Source organism: Ktedonobacter sp. SOSP1-85, assembly GCF_016587415.1.
GTDB lineage: Bacteria > Chloroflexota > Ktedonobacteria > Ktedonobacterales > Ktedonobacteraceae > Ktedonobacter.
Map to the genome: position 1 here is coordinate 180373 of NZ_BNJI01000001.1, position 21293 is coordinate 201665.

The window sequence follows — 21293 nt, forward strand, 5'->3', positions numbered from 1 at the left end:
CACCGATTGGAGCTGAGAGGATGGAAGACGTTTCTACGTTACGTAACGTTAACGTTTCTATTCTATTATGATAAATAGTAATACGTCAAACGTTACGTAACGTTTGCTGGTTTCCACATTGTTCGTACATGAGTGGACTCACATAGCCGAGAGTCGAATGGCGTCTTTGCCGATTATAGTAGACTTCCAGGTACTCAAAGAGCGCGCATCTGGCTTGTTCATGAGAGGGATAGACGGTACTGCCTACACATTCCTCTTTGAGTGAAACGAAAAAGGATTCCATCACGGCATTATCCCAACAATTGCCTTTGCGGGACATGCTGACCACCATGCCAAGTAGTTCAAGTTGCTGACGGTAGGCGTGGCTCGTGTACTGGCAACCTCGATCACTGTGATGCAGCAATCCTGCTGGAGGACGACGTCGGGCCACAGCCATCTTCAAAGCACTTTCCACCAACGTTTCATCGCAGCTGGTTGACATGGACCATCCCACGACTGCGCGCGAATACACGTCCAGGATCACGGCAAGATAGAGCCATCCTTGTACTGTCGGGATATACGTGATATCGGTCACCCATTTTTTGTTGGGCTCTGTGGCCGTAAACGCTCGATGTAAGACATTGGGGGCCACTGGGTGAGAAGTATCTCGGCGGGTGGTCAGCATCCGGCGCTGTTTGCGCCTGGCGCTCATGTCCGCCTCTCGCATCAGCCTGGCCACTCGTTTGCGAGAAGTTCTTCGCCCTTGATCTCTCAGCTCACGATGGATGCGCGGACTTCCATACCTGCTTCGATGGGTGACAAAGACCTGCCGAATCTCTTGAGTAAGCTGAGCATCTTCTCGTTTGTGCTGACAGGTAGGACGCTTGCGCCAAGCATACAAGCCGCTTTCCGAGACTCCAAGCACGTTGCACAGAACGACGATGGGGAATTCATGCTTCTGTTGTTCAATGAACTGATATTTCATTTGGAATCCCGCGAGAAGATGCTCACTACTTTTTTTAGGATATCACGCTCCTGTTGGACTCTTTCCAGTTCACGTTTGAGTCGGCGATTTTCCTCCTCTAATGGGGTCTGGTGCCCACTGCCTGGAAACGCTTCTTTACCGTGCTGCGCTAGTTCCTTACGCCATTGGTGAATGGACGTGTCTGAGATCCCCAGCTCTCTGGCTACCTGGGCAATGGGCTTCCCTGAAGTTTGGGCCAGCCGCACGGCCTCCTCTTTGAATTCTCGTGTGTAGACTTTTTGGACCTTTGCCATGATGATCCCCTTCCTGATTTTGATCGAGTATATCTCAGCTTTGGGGACTCTATCAAATCGGGGCAGGATCATAGAAAGCGTTCCGAAGCGGCTTGATACAAGCAAACCGCTGATGGACTTTGGCGTAGTTGCCACTCTCAAAGGGTACTGGCGAGGTTCCAGCTAGCGCCTGGATATTGTTTGGGTTGGTGTACCGCTTGCGATCATCTCCCCATTCCGCCAGCAAACGAGGTGCCAACCGTTTGCCAGCTCCGGGGAGACTTTCAAAGATCTGGCTGTCTGGGTGTGTCAAAAAAAGCTGCACAATCTCCTTCTCGTAAGCCGCAATTTGCTCCACCAAAGGGAGCAGTTGTGCTACCAGAGCTAGCAGCAAGCGGGACTTCGTTTTAATGGTGATCGAATCCGCTTGAAGACTGGGTTGGCGAAGGGCTTCAAAGATGTTAGCCGCCACCTTCTTGTACATTGGATGACACGCCTGCTTGAGGGCAGCGCAGAGCTCTTCTTCCGTCGCCGTCTGAGCGGCTTGGAGTGTAGGATAGGTCTGCAAAAAAGCCAACGTCGTCTTTTGCTGAAGCTTGGTGAACAACGTCAAGGCTACGGGGTAGTAGGCTTTGAGGCAAGCCGTCAGTTGATTGACCAGGCGGGTTTGCATCTGGATCAAGGTGTCTTGATCACGCGTCAAGGCTTTTAGTTCAGCAATAATCGGGCTATCGGGTTCCAATCGCCGCAGATCCTCCAACTCAGAGCGACCATGTTTGGCCAGCAAGTAGGCATCAATCAGATCGGTCTTGGCTCGAGAGGCCACGCGTTTGCGATCAATGGTTTTTGGATTGACAGGATAGAGAGGGACTCCCGCCTCCAACAAAGCGGTGATGAGCAGACCATGCTTGGTTTCGATGATACAGGCGATTTGATCGAGTGGTGCAATTTCACGCAAGAAGTTCACCAACTTCGTCACCCCTTGGGGGTATGCGCGATGCGAAGCTGGGCGACTTTATGGGCCGCTGCGTCAATCACAACGACGTCATGGTGATTATCAGCCCAGTCGATGCCGGCAAACCACATATGGAGAATCCTTTCTTTCTCGGCAAGACATTCCTGGAGGATGCGTGTCCTTATACTTGGCGCTCGAAGCGCGTCCTTCCAATCATCATTGGTGTCCAGGAACATGCCTGGGAAGCTCATTCTTATTTTATCGGTCGAGCCGAGTGGCGAAAATGCGCTTTCCCAAGCAAGTCCAGCCTAGCAAGTTGACTCACTTCCTAGTGCCCTCAGTAGGAGGGCCTCGTCTCAAGTTTACCGTATAAGGTGAAGAGTGATCAGGTTTTCGGGCAACGCGTGATCAATCGGCGTGAAGAGTGAGCACTGCTAATCTGTCGACAAGGAGTATGGCTCCAGAAGCAGTGTCTCACTCTTCATTGTTGTAAATGGTACATGGCCCGAAACGGAGACCTCTTTTCAAATCCTCCTGTGCTTTTTGGCAAGACAAAACCGTTCTTAAGAAGAGAAAGAGATTGAGATGTTGACTGTTTTTCTGTCGAAGACTATCTTCAGAACGGAGAGAAAAATGTCGCGACCTATGAGGAAGCCACAAATAACTCCTGAGCGTCGTAGATTGGTACACTCACTGAGACGCTTGCCTACAATAATACAAGTGTTCGCCCGTCTGGCTGTTGCGTTCACTTGTGGCCTCCTTCTTGCTTTTTTTGTGACACATGTAGATATGCTCCCCTCTCCGTTTGCACAGTTTATTACTTCTGCGCTTCTCAATTCTTCCCTTCTTCCCCTCTTTCCACTTTATCTGGGTGTGTTCGTTCCATTTACTATACAGAGACGAAATAAACTCCTGATCCCCCTCTCAATCGGGACAGGATTATGTGTAATCGCAGGGATCTATGCATATTATCTTCCTCTTGCCTCCCAGGCTGATGCAATGTCAAATGGTCAGTGTGGTGTGCCCAGTGCGTATTGCCGGGGACAGTTCAGAGTTGCCCTGATCAACATCTTTCTCTGCTATGGGGTCGCCCTCGTCCTTTTGAGTGCAAATCTCACCAGTTTCATGCTCCAACGGAACCTCAAGAAGCGAGGAGCCCCCGTCTCCTCATGAATCTTGAAAAGAGCCGGGGCGAACATTTTCCATCCATGCTCCTGTGAATTGACACCCTTTGAGAGTGAGACACTGCTTCTGGAGCCATACTCCTTGTCGACAGATGGTAGTAAAAGCGAAGAGTGGTCAGATTTTGGGTCTTGCTCAATTTCAGTGTTTAAGCTCATAAACAATTGAAAAGAAAGAGCTTGGGTGGCTTCTGCCGTGATCTTTTGCTGTGTTTTTCCACCGAAAGTGATATTGGTGGCGAAGTCCTCCCAGCCACATGAACGTGGCTTGGTAAGAACATTCTCTGAATCGGAATGTGTGAAAGACGTTTACATCTTCCACTGATATGCACGATATTTTAACATCTGCACGATATGCCAGGCATAATGTCGCTCCTCCACTTGGAGGGCTTCGCCAGATGCTTCATGCTTGGCTGAAGCATCTGGCGTATCGGACTTCGCCACCAGTATCTTCTGAGGTCGCACCTCATTGGGAGTGGTGCGTCCACGACGCATGACGTTTCGAAAGTGACCAAGACCCATTTTTGAGGCGAAACATGGAAAATCAGCGCGGATGTTGAGCAGCACAACTATTGGTTACTTGAGAAACCGCCTCTGGAGTGGATCGTTGTGCACCGTTTTTGTAAATTCACGGCAAAATGGTTCGTCTCATGTTGAGGGAGGGCCAGGATAGGTGGAAAAATCGCTCATAGTGATAGACCACGTCCACGTATCCTACCCTCCCTCGTGTATAGTAATAGTAAATGGCTCATAATGTAATCCTGCAGATAAGAGCTCGACGCAGAGCGAGTGGATGTGTCCTGCATGCGGATCAACGCCTGACTGGGGTAAGCGGGAGGGCAAGGCCAAGTGACTCCCTCCCACCGCTACGATGGTTTTCCCTATGATAGCACGTGTGCTGACCAATAAAAGGGAATATCGTATGTGAAGGAGGCGACCAGCGGACCAGTCCTCATCTCATGAAGGAATGGAAATCATCATGGCTGGAGTATCTCATCCGGCGGAAATAACAATCGCCCTTGTCCACGGTGCCTTCGTGGACGGGTCCGGTTGGGAGGGCGTCTATAAGATCCTGAAGAAGGACGGCTGCCCTGTCGCCATCGTCCAGAATCCAACGATCTCGCTGGCCGACGATGTCGCCGCCACCAAACGCATTGTTCACGCGCAGATCGGCCCGGTGATTCTCGTCGGCCACTCCTACGCAGGAGCGGTGATCACCGAAGCTGGCAACGATCCACAGGTCGTGGGACTTGTGTATATCGCAGCCTTTGCCCCCGACACGGGCGAGTCCGTGTCCACACTTCTTAAAGATGCCCAGCCTGGCACGCCTGCATCCTCAATACTTCCACCCCAAGATGGCTATCTGTACCAAGACAAGGCCCGGTTCCCTGCCTCGTTTGGGGCTGACATGGACGAAGAAAAGGCCGTCTTCATGGCCGATTCGCAGGTCCCGTGGGGCGAGGAGGCGCTAAACGGTATGATCAGCGAGCCAGCGTGGAAGAGCAGGCCGAGCTGGTACCTGGTCGCCACAGATGACAAGATGATCCCACCGCCAGTCCAGCGTTTCATGTCCAAGCGCGCAGGTTCGACCGTCGTCGAGGTAGCGGGCAGTCACGCAATCTACATCTCGCAGCCACATGCGGTGGCTGAGCTCATCAAAAAAGCCGTGCAAGGAGTTAAGGGGTCGGTGATCTAAGCTGCCATCGAATTTACAATATGGGTGTGCAACAGGTCGCTTCTGGCGCGACTTCACTTTGAAAGAGCCGGTTGATTCCTAACATTCGCACCGAATTCTCGTGTTTCGGCTCAAATATCGTCGAACATTCGATCCGCAGTTGCGACAGGTTTGCGAGCCGCAGAGGGGAAGAATCTGCTGATCATCGATGCCAGCCTTGCCCGTCAGTGTCTCGAGGCAGGGCTGATTGACGAGATCCTCGTGCATGTAGCGCCCATCTTGCTCGGTGATGGTGTCCGCTTCTTTGCCCGAAAGGCGGGCGAACAGGTTGCCTTAGAGACGATAGCCGTCTCACAAGCAGAGCAACTGGCCAACCTGCGTTTCCGCGTGAGAAAGGCATGAACAGAAGCAACAGATGGGGGATGAACGCACCTCTCCGGCCAAGGGCACGTTCGCCATAGAGAGACCAGTTCCAAAACCTGGCATAGCAAAATGGCTCCGTACCTTCCATAGAAAATGGCCCTTGTAGGAAGATTCTATAATTTTGCCAGGGAAAGCACTTCGGAGCCACATGCAGGTACGTATCCATTCAGAAGCTCCCCTTTAGCTCAAGACTTCTCGGCGTCTGCGGCATTTCGTTGGGTCATGTGTCGGTCTTGCTGGAGAGATCAGCCTGGAAATGCGCTGGAAGAATGAGGAAGAACAAGGAGACATGGAAGAGATGAAAGCTATTCGCCTCTATGGTCAGAGCGGACCCGATCAATGTGTGTTCGAAGATGCACCGCAACCTCAGCCAGGAGTAGGAGAAGTCCTGATTCGTGTCCATGCGACAAGTGTGATGTGGCAGGAACCTACCTGGTCAGAAACCTGGAAAACACCGGCTGGTATCGAACGTCAGCATCCCATACCAGGTCATGATGTTTCTGGTGAGGTCGTTGAAGTAGGATCCGACGTCACTGGTGTGGCTGTAGGAGAGGCTATCTATGCGCTCACCGAATTTTGGCGGGATGGCGCGGCTGCGGAGTACACTGTCGCACGCGCGACTGATGTGGCGCCCAAGCCACGAACCCTTGAGCACATCCAGGCAGCCGGAGTCCCCCTGGTTGGACTGACAGCCTGGCAAGCGCTTTTTGAACACGCAGGGCTGACCAGTGGGCAATCTCTTCTCATTCATGGTGCCGCTGGTGGCGTGGGAAGCATGGCGGTTCAAATGGCAAAGTGGGCTGGTGCCACTGTAATCGCGACAGCCTCTGCACGCAATCATGCATTCCTCCGCACGTTGGGAGCCGATGAGATCATTGATTATACCACCACGCGTTTCGAGGATGTGGTGCGTGATGTTGATATGGTGCTTGATACCATAGGCGGTGAGACAGTAGCTCGCTCCTGGCGCGTCGTCAAGAAGGGCGGACTGCTCCTGAGTGTGTTTAGCCCCCCATCCCAAGAGCAGGCAGCCGCCTTTGGTGTGCGTGCGTTCTTTTTTGTCGTCAAGCCCAATCGAGAACAGCTCATAGACATCGGGGACCTGATAGATACAGGCCAGCTCCGGCCAATCACCGAGCGGGTCTTCCCGCTCTCAGAGGCATCCCAGGCGTTTGAGCAGGCCCTACAAGGGCACACGCGCGGAAAAATCATTTTGCGCGTAGAGGACGAGGAAAGGAGGAGATGACCATGATGCTGGTGACAGGCACAACGAGTGCTGTTGGGAATGCCGTCCTGAAAGAACTCTTGGCACGGAAGATCCCAGTGCGTGCCTTCGTGCGTAAACCATCTGTTGCTGAAAAGCTGGAGGCGCAGGGCGTAGAAACATTTGTAGGAGATATGACAGCGCGAGAAAGCGTCCATAAAGCGCTTCAGGGAATCGAGCGCGTCTCTCTTCTTTCCCCCGTCACTGCGCATCTCTTGGCGACCGAGCAGCTATGGGCTGAGGAAGCCAGAAAAGCTGGTGTACACTACCTCGTCAAACAGGAATAAGTGCCACTCTGATGGCCAACATCATCGATAACCACGGTGTAGTGCTTTTCGCCAGCCCAGTTGATGCCTGCGTACCACATGGGCAGGTTCCTCCTCGAGCAACAAACGTTCCTGTCGCCTTTCGGACCCGACAGTTCCTATGAGCAAGCATACCCTTGCTCAAGCCCTCTCGCAAGCCCTCTCGACAGAAGGGCTTGAAAGTAGTCTCACGTAGAAGGGGGTTCCGCGTCTTCTCACATTTCTCAATGCTGTTTCGAGATATCAGAGCAGGTACGCATCTTCGCCACCAGGGATGGGGACACGTGAAAGGGAGATTGACCACACGATGTCGAATACCAAGCCGACCAAGCGTCTCACGCCTGCGTCGAGTGAGACGCTCCTCACGCTTCTTGAGACACTTCCTGGGGCCTTGTTTGTCGTCGATGATGCCGCCACGATTATGTATGCCAATGCCAGCGCGCAGGCCATCCTAGGCGCCACACGAGAGGACGTAGTGGGCAAGCCCTTGTGGCGCGGTGCTCCACAGCTGGTGAGCACCGCCCTCTACCAGGCCGTCCAGCAGACCAGACAGACCCAGGCACCAACGGAAGTGGAGTATGTGTCTCCCGTGACAGGGACCTGGCTGCACGTGCAGCTCGCTCCCACGATTGGGGGGCTGATGGTGCAGGTCCACCAGGGCAGAGCCGCAACCCGACGAGAGGCGCCGGTTCCCCAGGGCGAGCGTCTCTCCATCGAGGACCTGGATGGCTTGTTGAGCAGGATCGGCGTGCTGACCCCCGAGGGGATCGTCCTCGAGATCAATGAGGTCCCCTTGGCAGAGGCGCGCGTCCGACGCGAGGAGGTCATTGGTCACTCGCTCGCCCAAACCCGATGGTGGTCCTGTTCTCCGACCAGTCAAGCGCAGCTGTGTGCCGCCATCGCGCGAGCCAGCAGGGGAGAAAGGGTGCGGTTCGAGGCAGTGGTTCATCCCAGGGAAGGCATGGACTGCCACCTGGACGTCGCGATCACCCCCCGCAGGGATGCAGATCACCACATCGCGTACCTCGTCATCGCCGGCATCGACATCACCGAGCGCAAGCGCGCCGAAGCAGATCTCCATACCCTCATCAATGCCATCCCCCAGCTGGTCTGGACCGGGCGACCAGACGGCTATATCGATTTTTGCAATCAACGCTGGCGCGACTATACCGGCCTGAGTACCAAAGAGGCCCAGGGGGAGGGATGGATGCAGTGTACGCACCCCGAGGACCACCAACGCGTCCTGCAGACATGGAAGCGCGCCGTCCAGACCGGCAGCCCCTATGAAGCGGAACAGCGCCTGCGCCAGTGTACGACCGGGCAGTATCGCTGGTTCCTCATGCAAGCCACGCCCTACAGAGATGCCCGGGGCACGATCCTCAAATATGTTGGCACCTGCACCGACATCGAGGAGCTGAAACAGGCCCAAGAGAGGATCAAAACCAGCGAGGAGAACTGGCGGGTGCTGGCCGAAACGGTGCCGCAGCTCGTGTGGATGGCACGCCCAGATGGAGCTCTGGAGTACTGGAGCCAACGGTGGCATGACTATACTGGTGCCGCCCCCGAACAAGCATTGGGCTATAGCTGGAGCCAGTTTTTGCACCCAGATGATTATCAGCGCACCCTGACGGTCTGGCGTCACTCGCTCGCAGCGGATGAGCCCTATGAAATCGAATATCGTTTCAAGGACAGCAAAACCGGGAGCTATCGCTGGTTCTTAGCCCGCGCCATGCCGGTGCGTGATGAAGCAGGCCAGGTCGTCAAGTGGTTTGGCACCTGCACCGATATCGATGACCAGAAACGGGTGGAGCAGCAGCTCAAAGAAAGCCGGGAAGAACTTCGCGTTTTGCTGGAGACGATGCCTCAGCTTGTGTGGACGACGCGACCGGATGGCTTTCTGGAATATGGCAATCAGCACATCCTTACCTATCTAAATGTTCCCCTTGAACGGTTCAATGGAGACCAGTGGTTGCGTTTCGTCCATCCCGATGATCGACAAAAAACGTGGGCTGTCTGGCAGACGGAGCTCCGCACAGGCCAATCCCATGATGTCGAATATCGCCTGCGCGAGGGGAAGACAGGGAACTACCAATGGTTTCTGGTGCGAAGCGTCCCATTTACCGATGAGCAGGGACGCGTACTCAAATGGTTTGGCACCTGTACCAATATCGATGAGCAGAAACGCTTGGAGGAAGCTTTACGCCAGAGTCAGGAACGCGTGAATGCCTTGATGAACTCCAGCATTATCGGAATCATTGTCGCCGAAAGAGAGCAGATTGTGGACGCCAACGACGCCTTTCTGCACATGACTGGCTACACTCGTGAGGACCTACGCGAAGGGCGCATCAACTGGATGCAGATGACGCCGTCAGAGTATCTGGCTCGGTCCCTGCAGGCCTATCAGGAACTGGCCACCCGGCAGTCGATGACGCCCTACGAAAAAGAGTACATCTGTAAAGATGGCAGTCGCCTTCCCGTGCTCGTGGGGGGAGTTGTCTTACAGCATCACTCACGCCAGGGTATCGTCTTTGTGCTGGATAACGCCGCGCGCAAGGAACTGGAACAACGCAAGGATGCCTTTATTAGCATGGCCAGCCATGAACTGAGGAACCCCCTCACCGCTTTGAAACTGCACACGACCTTGCTGCACCGGCAACTGGCCAGGCAAGGCCTCCAGGCTTCGGCGCTTTCCAGCATGCAAACCCAGATCAACAAACTCACCCGGCTGGTGGAAGACTTGCTCGATGTCTCCAAGATCCAGGCGGGCAAGCTCGAGTATCGGCAGGAATCGGTAGATCTCGATGCGTTGCTGCGGGAGATCGTCGACACCATGCAGCAAACGCATCCCAGCCATACCATCCTGGTGCGGGGTACCGTGCAAGCCATCCTGCTTGGGGATCGCGACCGGCTGGGACAGGTCTTCACCAATCTGCTCAGCAATGCCATCAAGTATTCTCCCGGTGCAGAGACTATCGAAATGGATCTCTCCGCCTCCGAAGATGCGGTCACGATCCGTGTGCAGGATCACGGCCTGGGCATCCCGCGCGAAAAGCGCGACAAGATTTTTGACCGGTTCTATCGGGTCGCTGATCCCAGGCAGAAGGCGATCCCCGGCCTGGGCATGGGGTTGTACATTGTCGCGGAGATTGTGAAACACTATGGGGGGACCATCACCGTCGAAAGCGAACCGGGAAAAGGATCAACCTTTCAGGTGATGCTTCCCCGGAAAAGAACATGAGGAACGCACATGGAGACTTCCCAATACCAGGTATACAACGAGGGTGGCGTTGTCAAGAGTATTCTCATTGTCGAAGATGATCCCGTGCTTGGGAACCTGCTGCTGGAAACGTTCCAGGAGGAGACGACCTATCAAGGCTATCTTGCTTCAAGTGGCGAGAGCGCGCTGATGATGCTTTCAACCATCACGCCTGCGTTGTTTCTGCTCGATTACCAACTCCCCGGGATGAATGGGCTGGAACTTGCCGACCACCTGCGGCGCCGAGAAGGGGGGAAGCAGTGACCCATCCTCCTCATGAGTGCTGATTTGCCACAAGGAAACGATGCCCTGGATCATCTGAGAACCCTGCAGAAACCCTTTGACCTGGAGGCACTATTGCAACTGATCGCAGAACTGCTTGCACCATAAGGAGAAATGGAGCAGAAGAAGTATGTATATCCTGGCGAAGCAAGCCAGAGAGAAGTTTTGGCTAAATTCGTCCTCCTTTTTGTAGCATTTGCCCCTGGTCGAGCACAAAGGCAACGTATATACTACGTTCATACCTTTCAAACAAGAACAGCTCGAGCCAGATAGGTAGCGCTCTGTTACAGCTCGATTGAAAAAGGGGCCCGGGGGTGCAAAGGGGCGCCAGCCCCTCGGCATCCAATAAGGTACTGAAAAAAGGCGGTATCCTAGTTGGTATTGCTGGCGAGCAGGAGAAGAGGATCTTTGAGTGGGCGAAGCAATATGAACGGGATGCAAAGTGGTTTATTGTTCGCCCTAACCATGAGCAACTAGCACGCATTGCCGAGTTCGTTGATGAAGGTCATATGAAACCTGTTGTGAATAGCGTCTATCCATTAGCTGAAACGCGTCAGGCATATGAGCATAGTTTGAGTGGTCATATGCGTGGCAAAGTTGTCATCCAGGTGGTGGAGTAGCCTTACTCTTCCTTAGCGTGGTTTTTCGTTCTATTCATACTCAGGGGCCTCACATAGCTGTCATTGTAAGGCCTCAAAGGATGCTGTACCCTATTGCGTATGAGCTATCAGATCAGATTACTCTCGCTTGCAAAACCTCATCATGGCTTCTCAATGGGGTGATTGTGTCCATCTACATCGTTGTGCTTCCAGCTTGAGAAATTCCTTGGCAAGCAGGTTTGTGCTGACAGGAGCTACAGGCAACCTATGCGGTGTGCTGGCCGCTAGAGGATGATGAGTACGGATAACCGTCACGATTAAAGAATAATACAAGGAGATAGATATGACCACGGCAAGTACCGAAAAAAATCCCTCGACTGGCCTGACCGTCGAAGTATTTGGACCCACTGTCGAGTTTCTGACAACGGAAAGTGGCTTCAGCGTGTTAAAAGGGGTTGTCCCACCAGGCGTCTTTGTTCCCATGCATAGTCACCCTGATGTGGAGGACTTTATCGTTATTGCTGGTGAAATGCAGTGTCTTAAACAAGAGCCAGAAAGCCACGAGTGGATCACAGCGAAAGTAGGGGATTATATCCACGTGCCTGGGAATGCACGGCACGCATGGCGCAATGCCTCCAATGAGCCAGCAATCCTGCTCATCATCACAACCAATAAGATGGAACAATTCTTTAGAGAGTCGGGAAGATCGATAGATGGTACGCTTCAGCTACCCACACCGGAGGAACTGGGGAAGTTTGCGGCTATCAGTGCCAAATATGGTTATTGGATTGCTACTCCAGAAGAAAATGCAGCAGTCGGGATACACTTTAGCTTCTAGTCTATCGCGTAGACATGTGGTAGAGCCACATTAAATAGTGACGGCATCCTTGTTCGAGTTCATTTTCACAAGTTTTTCTGCGTTCTTCACCAGATCGTGTGACTCTACCAGTTTCTGTAGTCAACAGGTAAAAGGAAAAATTTCATGAGTACATATCTACTGATTCATGGAGCTTGGCATGGTGCATGGGTCTGGTGCCATATCGCTCCGTTACTTCGAAAACAAGGTCATAAGGTGATTGTTCCTGATCTGCCCGGATTTGGCCGAGATCGTAGTATATCTCCATCTACTGGAACGTTGCGTATCTATACCGACCATCTCAGTCACATCATTAAGGAACAAAACGAACCTGTTATTCTTGTGGGTCACTCGATGGGTGGCATTGTTATCAGCCAAACAGCAGAAGAATGCTCGGAGTCGATTCAAAAGCTCATCTACCTCGCAGCATTCCTTGTTCCCAACGGCACGACTTTACAGGAATATGCACAAAAAGATAAAGATGCTATTATACTTCGGAACACGCATATTAATGAAACGCAAGGCGTGAGTGAAATTCCTGTAGAGAGAGTAGCCGACCTCTTTTACCATGATTGTCCCGAAAGCGATATTACGCTGGCCCAAATGCTTATCGGGCCAACTCCCCTGGAACCTTTTTCTGCGATTGTCAAGACAACTGATCGCTTTGCTCGTATCCCGCGTTTCTATGTGGAAACTCTCCACGATCGGGCGAATAGCTTGTATATGCAACGGTATATGCAACGAAACCTTCCCTGTGAGCGCGTGTTCTCTTTATCAACTGGTCACTCTCCTTTTTTCGCAGCACCTAACAAATTGGCAGAGATACTCTTGTCGCTTGCATAGCGACAGGCGGGGAGACTTCTGACATTCTTGGGCTTTAACCTGCCGCAAGCCGTCTCAGACATGTCTTTTCCTGTCTGAGGCATGTCCTACCTTCTATCGTAGGCTCTTCCTATCGTAGGCTCTTCCAGAAAACACATCCTTACCCACATCCACGCTCGCATCCTGTTGTGTCCAGGGACACCATCCTCTTCTGCACATCGTGTGTTCACAGGGAGAAAGGTAGTCACCAAAAGGAGCAGTGGCGCCTCCAGTTGGGCAGAGAAACGTGTCTTTCTCTGCAATCGCGATAGCGATATGAAGAAAAGGCATGCACCCCATTGCCTGGTCAATACCTCCTCCGGGAGCGCAAAAAGCAAGCAGAAGAGACAACGAGACAACGGCACTCATCAGAGAGAGCAGCACCACACTCCAGGTGTGAGAACCTGGCCTCTTTCACGCAACCCCCTCTGCAGCCCCTGTAACACGCTTTCCTCAGAACCACCAGCGGCAAGGGGAGAAAAGAAAACGCACCCAGGTGCAAGCACTTGAGCCTGGAAGACTATCGTTGCTCACCCCCTCAGTCGTATATCCGGGTGAAGCGGTTTAACGAAGCAGTACGACTCATGAAAACCGGGCAATTTGAGGCACTGACAGCTGTTGCACATGCGCTCGACTTCCATGATCAATCTCATTTTATTCGTGACATCAAGGCATTTTCAGGCCTGACGCCTACAAACCTGTCCCACAACGCTGATGATTTTCATCACGGTCAAGCAGGATATTTTTATCTCGCATGACGGTTTTTTACAAGTATTCAAGGAGCTGTCAGTGTATACTCCAACGAGATAGAGTTCAAAAGGAGGCACTGATGTCACACACATCTGTAAACGTCAAGGGGATAGTGGCTCATCCTCACATTAAGTGAGCCAGCTTGCTTACGACGAAAGGAATCTTTCACGAGCCTGAAGACGAGGGCAAGAACGGAACATAGATTGCTAGACACGACAGAGAACGCGCAGCCGTAGGAGATCGAAGTTCGCCCGACCGAACACGATCCGTTTTTGAAGCTTCAGGCAGTTCACTTGAGCTTCGACCTGCCCCTGACTCCACTCGCTCGAAAATGCCGCTTTGACCGCTACATAATCGAGGCGAATCCCGTTTGCCATTTTGCGGAATTCGGGAAGCCCGCTGTGTTCAGCTTGTGTGAGCCAAGCGTCCAGATCTCCTCCTCGGCGCTCTGCCAGCATCATGACGAAGCCCTGCCCCAATTGATAGGCGGTTTCCAGATCTGGATGCGCCGATCTGATCTGCTCAACCGACTGGAGTTGCTTCTCATCGAGCTTCTCGGGCTGGCTGACGCAGAGCCAGGAGGCACGGGTCCCAGACATCCGACGGGTAATACGAGGCTTGGGAGGGAGAGAAGGAGGAATTTCGAGCGTCCGCAGAGCCGGATCGAGCCTCAAGACGGAAGCTGATCCGGCCTCCTGGTGTTTTCTCCTTAGCTCTGCCAGAAACATTCCCAACAGAGGAGCCGATCCTGGATATCCGCGAGCTTTGATCTCATCGTAGAGCTGAACCCCGTTGGTGCATCCCTGTTGCCATCGATCTAAGAGGTAGCGCTTGTAGGGGTCAAGGATACTCCTTTTTTCTCCGCGTTTCGGATGGTGCATCTCTGGATACTCCTCAGCTTGAGCAAATTTGCTGACCGTCGCCCGCGCCAGATGCAATTTCCGTGCAATGGCACGCAGTGAGAATCCTTGTTCCACGAGAGTACGCACATCTTCATAGCGAGCCGTGCGTTTGTCTCGTCGGACCTGCTTTTGAAATTCGTCGTAGCTCATCCTTTCTGGTTGCTTGTTGGGAAAGGCTGATCTGTTTTTGTAGTGTTTCTCTGGTCCAGACTCCGCTAGTGGTTCTGCCATCTGGAGGATGCCCTGATCTTTGATGCCTCGCGCCTTGGCCGGGATTGCATCAGAAGCGCGCTCTTCGACTTCAGGTAAACAATCTTGTTTGCGATCCATGACCTCTTTGAGCCTTTCACGTAAGTTCTGCAAGAGGTGGAATCTATCAGCCACCTGAGTCGCTTGGGGGGCACCTTTTTTGGCTGCTGCTGCGTAATCTCCACCCCGGTCGCGGCTCACGACCTCCACTTCAGGGTGGGTACGTAGCCAGGCTTCCGCAGTCGAGGTTGTTCGATCTGGCAGTAATGCGATGGGCTTACGTAATTCGAGATCGACGAGAATACTGCCGTAGGTCACGCCTTTTTTCCAGCTCCAGTCGTCAATGCCTAGGATGCGTACGGAAGATGGCTCTGGACAAGCATGCGTGCGCATCCTCCGCAAGAGCGTGGGGCCTGAAACCTGCATTCCCAGTTTGGGGCGAGACGTTCTCCTAATTCTCCGCACGTGGCAAAACCAAGTGTTTGGAGAGCTTCCGACAGTCGATTGGTCATGCGAGCATACGACTGCACCAGCTCCGAGAGGCGCTCCGTGAAAATCTGGCGCAAACAGGTGGCTGTGCCACAGACAAATTTGCGCACGGAAAGCTTCAAAATGATGCGACGACCGCCACAAGGCAGGTCTGCAACTGTCCTCACATAGTTGCCATGTATCCGCTCAGATGGCTGCCCGCAGAGGGGACAGTGGGCGATGGAAAAACAGCAGCCAAGATGAACGACCACCCTGCTCGTCTCCGCATCAATAGAAACAATGACCATGCCATCTGGAAGAGGTAAAAAGGGAGAAGAGGCGTCTGCCTGGCTCATCGATGATGCCCTCCTTGCAACATAACAGCACATAACCATCGATGAGAATCTATCAGAAAACCGAACCGTTGTCCAAGCAAGCTGGCTCACTTAATGTGAGGATGAGCCTCTATCAGTCTAGCGTTTACAACATCGTCCATGTCCCAACCCAAAGTCCTGCTCTCCGGGCTCGCCATGCCTGAATCGGCTCGTTGGCATGAGGGTCGATTATGGTTTGCCCATTGGGGAACGGGTGAAATCGTTGCCGTAGACCTCGATGGGAAAAGCGAAGTCATCACTCGTCATGCTCCCCCTGCTTTTGGTTGGTCCATCGATTGGTTACCCGATGGTCGTCTCTTGATCACAGGTAAGGAGCTTATGCGCATGGAGCCGGATGGGTCGATGGTTCGGCATGCGGATCTGAGCAGTATTTCTCAGTTCGGTTGGAACGAACTTGTTGTAGACGGTCGGGGGAACATTTACGTGAATAGCATCAACTTCGGCTTCCTTGCCGGGGAGCAACCCAAATCAGGTATTATTGCCTTAATCACCCCGGATGGCAAGACTCGGAAAGTTGCGGATGATCTCTCTTTCCCCAACGGCATGGTGATAACGCCTGATAACTCAACACTGATCGTCTCAGAATCCTTCACAGGTCGGCTTCTTGCATTTGATATCGCCTCAGATGGCAGTCTATCCAATCAGCGGGTATGGGCAGAAGGTCTTGGCCCAGACGGCATTAAAATGGATGCTGAGGGCGCCATCTGGGTCCAGGCAGCCGACATACGGGCAGTGACTCATCGTGCCGATTCTCCAGAAGGGGCAGTTTTACGGATACGCGAAGGCGGAGAAGTCCTGCAACGCATTGAACACGACAAGGATATTTTCGCGGTAACGCTTGGTGGCCCAGATGGCAAGACCCTGTTTCTGTTGGCGACCGAATTCCGCGGCGTCGATAAGATTAAGGAAGTGGCCACGGCCAGAATTGGGGAAGTGGTAATCAGCCAGGCACCAGCACCCGGCGCCGGATGGCCGTGACAGAAGCCAGACCGCCGAATGGCAGTTCCAACGAGAGCTATGGGGTGAAGTTCTCGCCTGTCCTCGTGTCGAAGTGGTGCAGATGGAGACCATTGCATGTGAGGGGCAAACAGCTTGCCCCTCACATGCAATGGTCTCCTTTCTGAAGGTTGGCTCTGTGCATGTCTGCAAAACAGAACCATTTCAAACAGGGTCCTCTAAAAATCTGACGCATATCCCGGATGACCATCACCCAGATTTGTGGAGGCCCGAAAGACGATTACCTCACCGATTGGGCAAACGCTTGCTCATAGGCAAGCGGACTGACATCCTGTAACGTCGAGTGCAAGCGCACGGAGTTGTACCAACATTCGAGATACTCGAAAATGGCTGAGTGAGCCTGCGCCTGTGCGTGAAACTGGGTGCTGTTCACGCACTCACTTTTGAGCTTGTCAAAGAACGATTCCATCGCAGCATTGTCGTAACAATTCGCCGTACGACTCATGCTCACTTCAATGCCCAACTCAGCCAGGAGTGCCTGGTAGCCAAGGCTGGTGTACTCACTTCCTCGGTCAGAATGGTGGAGCAAGCCAGCTTGAGGATGACGACGAGCCAGGGCCATCTGCAAGGCTAAGGTCACCAAGTGTTCATTCTCTGTTGGAGCCATTGCCCAACCGACGACTCGACGTGAGAACAAATCTAAGACCACAGCTAGGTACAGCCACCCTTCTGCGGTGGGAAGAGCGGTGATATCCGTCACCCACTTGGTGTTCGGACGGCTTGCAGTGAAATCGCGATTGAGCTGATTCGGAGCGAAATGCGCCGTTGGGTCGTTGCTGGTAGTGGTCGGCTTGCGCCTTCGACGACACTTGGCTTGCAAGCCAAGTGTTTGCATCAGTCGGACCACCCGTTTGCGTCCACATCGTAGGCCGCGTGCTTGTAAGGCTGCATGAATGCGCGGACTCCCGTATACCTGACGATGCTCCAGGAAAAGGCTTTGGATTTCGGCAGCAAGCCTGGCATCTTCTCGCTGGTGCTGGCTCACGGGCCGGGTGCGCGAGGCATAATAGCCGCTCATCGGCACCTCAAGCGCCTGGCACATCAGCGTGATCGGATACTCGTCCTTGTGCTCCGCAATAAACTGGTATTTCACGCTGGAACGTGCGAAAAGATGCTGATGGCTTTTTTTACTATATCCCGCTCCTGTCGCAACCGTTCCACTTCTCGCTTCAACTGGCGATTTTCTTCCTCTAAAGGGGTAAGCGGCAGATGTATAGCAGGGCGAATTTTGACCTCCTGCGCCAGCGTGTTCTTCACCATTCAGTGGATTCATCATGATCATCAAAAATGCGTCAGACCCGGCTTGAAGGGTTCACTCCACAACGTTGCTTGAATGGCTCTCACACTAGAGTAGTCACGTGCATTCTCCTTTTCTCATAAGCCTTCTTCTTGACAAGACTTCTCCCATCGCTAAAGTCTGCTGCTCGTGTGGAGCGCCCTTACGTGGTCGTGGATTGAGCCTTTTGGCAAAGATACACAACGCACTCACTCACTGCTACTGAAGGCTGCGCAGAATCTGCTCAACATTGCTTACAGAAGCAATGTTGGCAAAACGGCCTCGTCGACGGCCGAAACTCAGGTCACCCCAACCTGCTGCTTGATCAATACGAGAGATAGGCGCTAGCTCATGAGGGCGATACGCCATGATGCTGGGAGCCCGTCCAGGTAATTGAGTAATAATAAGTGCTCGACGATCAGTAATAGCATAACGTGTATATCGCAATGCATTACGCATGGACTCTGCTCTCTGTTTTGCTCTGTTATAACCACGTCCAGATCGTGCAAAGATTATAAGAGGAAAGAAAACCATGCCTATAACAAATGCTCCTACCAGAAATGAAATAGAGGGGCGAGGATGTGAAAGATAGAAGAGGCAGGTAGGAAACAGAATGGCTCCAAAAGCACCTCCGATCAGAGACTCGGTTACAAGTCTCTTCCGAGTGGGTCCTCCGACTTGAGCGTGAGGTCCAGGATATCCCCACCACCGCACCTGCTCTCCCGCTTCCAAAACATTCAGAACAATGGGATCAATCTGATACTGCATATTCTAGCTACTCTACTTTCTGCACTTTATGAATGGCAAGGGCTAAAAGTCACTTAGAAAATCTTTTTAACCTGACTTCTTAAGCACATGAGAGGCCATTGCTGCTTTTCTCAACCCCTTCATCCCCTTTTCTGCAGGCCTTCTCCTCTTGAGAGCATGCAATGGTGAGAATACAACCTACCCTCTCAGGAGTGGAGAAGTATTACGATGTGCTCATTCTACTTCTTCTCCAAATTGATTCTGAGCATACAGCCGCCCCTCTGCCAGGAGAGAAATAACAAAAGGGAGCAGCCAATTTGGGTATCTAGAAATTTCTATTGAAGTCAGTAGAATACGTCTTGTCTACCAGAGTGGCCTGATAGAGTTCCTGAATTCTGGTCGGGGGCACGCTCTCACGGGTATCGGGATTGAAGATGAGATCGCAGCGATGACAGTAGAACAGCTTATCCCAGATTTGCAATCCCGGCTGAACATCCTTCACCAGACCATTTCGCCACCCCTTAAGATATTTGCTCAGAAGCAGAACACTGATGATAAAAACTATACATATCGCAGGAATAGCGAAGAAAGAAGAACTGATGCCACCAATGCTAAAAGTGTCGCTTTCGGTTACTACTTGTAAATCGCGGTTGTCAAGCCTGCACGATTCCGGTTTAAAAGTAGGCAGTCAATAAGGGTGTCAAGCTCGATCAGGTGATGGAGCTGTAGCTAAAGTAACGGCTTCTTTCCCACGCATGCGATATGAATTGCCGCGCAGGTAAAACACCTCCCCGTGGTGAAGGAGTCGATCGACCAGGGCCATCATGAGGGCATTGTCGCCCACGAGCTCCCCCAGGAGGCCAGGCTCTTGTTGGAGGTAATGATGGTCGCTCCCTTCTCATAGCGGCCTGCAATGACCTCATAGAGCACAGGGCCGACTTTGGGATCGAGGGTAAGATACCCCAACTCGTCGAGGATGAGGAGATCCGTGCTGATCAGCCCCTCGATCAAGCGGGTCACCTCATCGCGGGTTGCGGCGCTCAGGACGGCATTCGCGAGGTGTTGCGCCACCACAAACCGCACGGAATAGCCCAGCTGCACCATTTTGGTTCCGACCGCGATCGCCAGATGTGTTTTCCCCAGACCGCTGGGCCCAATGAGCAGCAGTGAGCTGGCATTGGTCACGAAACTGCTGTCCAAAAAGCGCATGAGCATCGGACGCTTGAGTTCTGGACGCAACGCGAAGTCAAATTGCTCGATGGTGGCCGGGTATGGGAAGCCCGCCGCTTTCATCTTCCGTTTGAGCCGGTTCTCCTGCCGGGCCAGCAGTTCTTCAGCCAAGAGCTGGTCCAGGAACTCGCCATAGCCCAGGGAACTGGCTTCGGCCTGTTGGACCCAACTGTCGTAGACCTGGCGGATACGCCCAAGTTTGAGGGCAGCCAGCTTCTGAGGTAGTGTTGCAAAAAAAATTGAGCAGAGAAAATGAAGCGGGCAATGACGGCATAAGAATCATTGCTGCAGAGAAAAGGCGCATGTTTTGCATCTTTTCCTGGTGAGAGATGCTCGAGTGCACTTCAATTTGCTGAGCTTTAAATTTTTTGCAACACTACCGGCGTGACGCTCACGAGTACTATCAGCGCTCCGTTCCCTTGAGGCTCGCGCCTGGTAGGGAATCCCGTGTTCCGTCAAGGTGGTACGTATCGAGCATCCCGTAGGCAGCCGACTCATTTCCTTCAATGATCTCGTTCATCATCGTCCATGCTGGAGAAGGAGCACCAATCAACCTTCAAGATTGATGCTCAGCATGGCATCGGTTTCAGACACATTTCCGATGAGAGGACAGATACTCCACTGGAAATTGGGCTTCGGGCAATCCAGCTCTTACCATAGGATGCGAGTCTTGCAGCGCATGCTTCTGCTGTGCCTCTAGGGCATCACTGCTTTCCGTCACATGCTACTTTCCCCTTTCCCTTTCAGGTCCAGGTCAGTGAGGTGACTCAAGAACCTCCTTCTCAGTTCTTCCTGGCTGAACCAGGGATACCATCAAGCGTGACACGGCGCACAAGGTTGCTGTCACCAGGGGCAGCACATCGGGCAATACAGCCATGGATATCACCCTTGTCCTTCTAATCAGAAGGCAGGATCACCAGAGCTGTCCAGGTCAGGGCGTCCACCTGCTTGACCTTGTGAACATAGGGGGGAGGCCATGTTGTCTTCTCGTCAAAATTTAATCCTGACGCGGCCTTGATCAGTCCAAGAATATAGTGCTGTTGGGCTTCCACAGAATCTTGAAGCAACGGTTCGCTTAATTGGATAGTGTAACGCTGCTCACTATCTACATAAGGTCTGGGTTGTACCCACCGCTCCTGAGTAATCGTGATTTGCACCATCCACTCCTCGCATGTACAAACCCACGAGATTGAAGTACCGTCTATCGAGGCGCAAACACAATTTACATCTTTCAGGAAAGTATACCAGATGGGGAGCGGTTTTCCCAGACCTGCATCACCCCGTGCTCACTCTTCGGCTCTGGCTTACTCTAGGTGAAGGATGGGCTTATTATCCTTTTCACCTGGTAATTGCGCTGAATGTTCGA

Annotated in this window: 21 protein-coding genes and 1 pseudogene; 12 read left to right on the forward strand and 10 right to left on the reverse strand. The window is 52.8% G+C overall.

Annotated features, from left to right (window positions below):
• Positions 1 to 85: 85 nt before the first annotated feature.
• From KTE_RS00880 to KTE_RS00890, 3 genes are all read right to left on the reverse strand, one after another.
• Positions 86 to 1257, reverse strand: a protein-coding gene (locus KTE_RS00880; RefSeq protein WP_374226764.1) for an IS3 family transposase whose coding sequence is annotated in 2 segments (ribosomal slippage) — positions 86 to 1002 and positions 1002 to 1257 — 1173 coding nt in all. Because the reading frame shifts where the segments join, the coding sequence is not laid out codon by codon here.
• Between the two features lie 52 nt (positions 1258 to 1309).
• Positions 1310 to 2203, reverse strand: a complete 894-nt coding sequence (locus KTE_RS00885) for a transposase (RefSeq protein WP_201377425.1) — start codon at positions 2201 to 2203, stop codon at positions 1310 to 1312.
• A 1478-nt stretch (positions 2204 to 3681) separates the two neighbouring features.
• On the reverse strand, positions 3682 to 3939 hold the full coding sequence (locus KTE_RS00890) for a hypothetical protein (RefSeq protein WP_201377428.1): 258 nt from the start codon (positions 3937 to 3939) through the stop codon (positions 3682 to 3684).
• Positions 3940 to 4351: 412 nt separating this feature from the next.
• On the opposite strand from KTE_RS00890, the gene KTE_RS00895 reads away from it, so the two are divergent.
• The 10 genes from KTE_RS00895 (at position 4352) to KTE_RS00940 (ending at position 13651) form a co-directional block, all read left to right on the forward strand.
• Entirely contained in the window at positions 4352 to 5068 is a 717-nt protein-coding gene (locus tag KTE_RS00895; RefSeq protein WP_201377431.1) for an alpha/beta hydrolase, read from the forward strand.
• Positions 5069 to 5218: 150 nt separating this feature from the next.
• Positions 5219 to 5449 carry a dihydrofolate reductase family protein gene (locus KTE_RS00900; RefSeq protein ID WP_201377434.1) on the forward strand — a complete coding sequence of 77 codons (231 nt, stop codon included), beginning with the start codon at positions 5219 to 5221 and terminating at the stop codon, positions 5447 to 5449.
• 310 nt (positions 5450 to 5759) lie between these two features.
• Positions 5760 to 6716: an NADP-dependent oxidoreductase gene (locus KTE_RS00905; protein WP_236600214.1), complete on the forward strand. Its 957-nt coding sequence runs from the start codon at positions 5760 to 5762 to the stop codon at positions 6714 to 6716.
• A gap of 2 nt (positions 6717 to 6718) precedes the next feature.
• Complete coding sequence (locus KTE_RS00910) at positions 6719 to 7021, forward strand: SDR family oxidoreductase (protein WP_201377437.1); 303 nt, start codon at positions 6719 to 6721, stop codon at positions 7019 to 7021.
• Positions 7022 to 7346: 325 nt separating this feature from the next.
• Positions 7347 to 10277, forward strand: a complete 2931-nt coding sequence (locus KTE_RS00915) for a PAS domain S-box protein (protein WP_201377440.1) — start codon at positions 7347 to 7349, stop codon at positions 10275 to 10277.
• Positions 10278 to 10286: 9 nt separating this feature from the next.
• Positions 10287 to 10559: a response regulator gene (locus KTE_RS00920; protein WP_236600215.1), complete on the forward strand. Its 273-nt coding sequence runs from the start codon at positions 10287 to 10289 to the stop codon at positions 10557 to 10559.
• A 332-nt stretch (positions 10560 to 10891) separates the two neighbouring features.
• Positions 10892 to 11197 carry a zinc-binding dehydrogenase gene (locus KTE_RS00925; protein ID WP_236600216.1) on the forward strand — a complete coding sequence of 102 codons (306 nt, stop codon included), beginning with the start codon at positions 10892 to 10894 and terminating at the stop codon, positions 11195 to 11197.
• A 322-nt stretch (positions 11198 to 11519) separates the two neighbouring features.
• A complete protein-coding gene (locus KTE_RS00930) occupies positions 11520 to 12014 on the forward strand; it encodes a cupin domain-containing protein (protein ID WP_201377443.1) in 495 nt (164 codons plus the stop codon).
• 144 nt (positions 12015 to 12158) lie between these two features.
• A complete protein-coding gene (locus KTE_RS00935; protein ID WP_201377446.1) occupies positions 12159 to 12875 on the forward strand; it encodes an alpha/beta fold hydrolase in 717 nt (238 codons plus the stop codon).
• Between the two features lie 524 nt (positions 12876 to 13399).
• Complete coding sequence (locus KTE_RS00940; RefSeq protein WP_201377449.1) at positions 13400 to 13651, forward strand: helix-turn-helix domain-containing protein; 252 nt, start codon at positions 13400 to 13402, stop codon at positions 13649 to 13651.
• 198 nt (positions 13652 to 13849) lie between these two features.
• On the opposite strand, the gene KTE_RS00945 is transcribed toward KTE_RS00940, so the two are convergent.
• Together KTE_RS00945 and KTE_RS00950 are read right to left on the reverse strand one after the other, a co-directional pair.
• A complete protein-coding gene (locus KTE_RS00945; protein WP_307811861.1) occupies positions 13850 to 15220 on the reverse strand; it encodes an ISL3 family transposase in 1371 nt (456 codons plus the stop codon).
• Positions 15142 to 15618 (reverse strand): transposase family protein, encoded by a 477-nt coding sequence (locus KTE_RS00950; protein WP_201377455.1) that lies wholly within the window; start codon positions 15616 to 15618, stop codon positions 15142 to 15144. The genes KTE_RS00945 and KTE_RS00950 overlap by 79 nt, the downstream gene beginning before the upstream one ends.
• 138 nt (positions 15619 to 15756) lie before the next feature.
• Between KTE_RS00950 and KTE_RS00955 the strand changes: the two genes are divergently transcribed.
• On the forward strand, positions 15757 to 16635 hold the full coding sequence (locus KTE_RS00955; RefSeq protein WP_201377458.1) for an SMP-30/gluconolactonase/LRE family protein: 879 nt from the start codon (positions 15757 to 15759) through the stop codon (positions 16633 to 16635).
• 259 nt (positions 16636 to 16894) lie between these two features.
• Here the strand turns inward: KTE_RS00955 and KTE_RS00960 are convergent, their stop codons facing one another.
• The 3 genes from KTE_RS00960 to KTE_RS00970 all read right to left on the reverse strand — a co-directional run bounded on the left by KTE_RS00960 (position 16895) and on the right by KTE_RS00970 (position 18409).
• Positions 16895 to 17767, reverse strand: coding sequence for an IS3 family transposase (locus KTE_RS00960; RefSeq protein ID WP_201377461.1), 873 nt, complete (start codon positions 17765 to 17767; stop codon positions 16895 to 16897).
• Positions 17764 to 17934, reverse strand: coding sequence for a hypothetical protein (locus KTE_RS00965; RefSeq protein ID WP_201377464.1), 171 nt, complete (start codon positions 17932 to 17934; stop codon positions 17764 to 17766). Before KTE_RS00965 ends, KTE_RS00960 begins: the two co-directional genes overlap by 4 nt.
• A gap of 235 nt (positions 17935 to 18169) precedes the next feature.
• Complete coding sequence (locus tag KTE_RS00970) at positions 18170 to 18409, reverse strand: hypothetical protein (protein WP_201377467.1); 240 nt, start codon at positions 18407 to 18409, stop codon at positions 18170 to 18172.
• A 736-nt stretch (positions 18410 to 19145) separates the two neighbouring features.
• Between KTE_RS00970 and KTE_RS00975 the strand changes: the two genes are divergently transcribed.
• Positions 19146 to 19340, forward strand: coding sequence for a hypothetical protein (locus KTE_RS00975; protein WP_201377470.1), 195 nt, complete (start codon positions 19146 to 19148; stop codon positions 19338 to 19340).
• 57 nt (positions 19341 to 19397) lie between these two features.
• Here KTE_RS00975 and istB read toward each other — a convergent pair.
• A pseudogene (gene istB / locus KTE_RS00980) lies at positions 19398 to 20167 on the reverse strand (IS21-like element helper ATPase IstB).
• Positions 20168 to 20823: 656 nt separating this feature from the next.
• Positions 20824 to 21087 carry a hypothetical protein gene (locus tag KTE_RS00985; RefSeq protein ID WP_201377490.1) on the reverse strand — a complete coding sequence of 88 codons (264 nt, stop codon included), beginning with the start codon at positions 21085 to 21087 and terminating at the stop codon, positions 20824 to 20826.
• Positions 21088 to 21293 lie beyond the last annotated feature (206 nt).

Coding starts and splice junctions, on each gene's coding strand:
- KTE_RS00895 (WP_201377431.1), top strand. CDS start 4,352: ATGGCTGGAGTATCTCATCCGGCGGAAATAACAATCGCCCTTGTCCAC.
- KTE_RS00905 (WP_236600214.1), top strand. CDS start 5,760: ATGGAAGAGATGAAAGCTATTCGCCTCTATGGTCAGAGCGGACCCGAT.
- KTE_RS00910 (WP_201377437.1), top strand. CDS start 6,719: ATGATGCTGGTGACAGGCACAACGAGTGCTGTTGGGAATGCCGTCCTG.
- KTE_RS00915 (WP_201377440.1), top strand. CDS start 7,347: ATGTCGAATACCAAGCCGACCAAGCGTCTCACGCCTGCGTCGAGTGAG.
- KTE_RS00920 (WP_236600215.1), top strand. CDS start 10,287: ATGGAGACTTCCCAATACCAGGTATACAACGAGGGTGGCGTTGTCAAG.
- KTE_RS00930 (WP_201377443.1), top strand. CDS start 11,520: ATGACCACGGCAAGTACCGAAAAAAATCCCTCGACTGGCCTGACCGTC.
- KTE_RS00935 (WP_201377446.1), top strand. CDS start 12,159: ATGAGTACATATCTACTGATTCATGGAGCTTGGCATGGTGCATGGGTC.
- KTE_RS00945 (WP_307811861.1), bottom strand. CDS start 15,220: ATGCAGGTTTCAGGCCCCACGCTCTTGCGGAGGATGCGCACGCATGCT.
- KTE_RS00950 (WP_201377455.1), bottom strand. CDS start 15,618: ATGAGCCAGGCAGACGCCTCTTCTCCCTTTTTACCTCTTCCAGATGGC.
- KTE_RS00955 (WP_201377458.1), top strand. CDS start 15,757: ATGTCCCAACCCAAAGTCCTGCTCTCCGGGCTCGCCATGCCTGAATCG.
- KTE_RS00965 (WP_201377464.1), bottom strand. CDS start 17,934: ATGGTGAAGAACACGCTGGCGCAGGAGGTCAAAATTCGCCCTGCTATA.
- KTE_RS00970 (WP_201377467.1), bottom strand. CDS start 18,409: ATGCGTAATGCATTGCGATATACACGTTATGCTATTACTGATCGTCGA.
- KTE_RS00975 (WP_201377470.1), top strand. CDS start 19,146: ATGACAGTAGAACAGCTTATCCCAGATTTGCAATCCCGGCTGAACATC.
- KTE_RS00985 (WP_201377490.1), bottom strand. CDS start 21,087: ATGGTGCAAATCACGATTACTCAGGAGCGGTGGGTACAACCCAGACCT.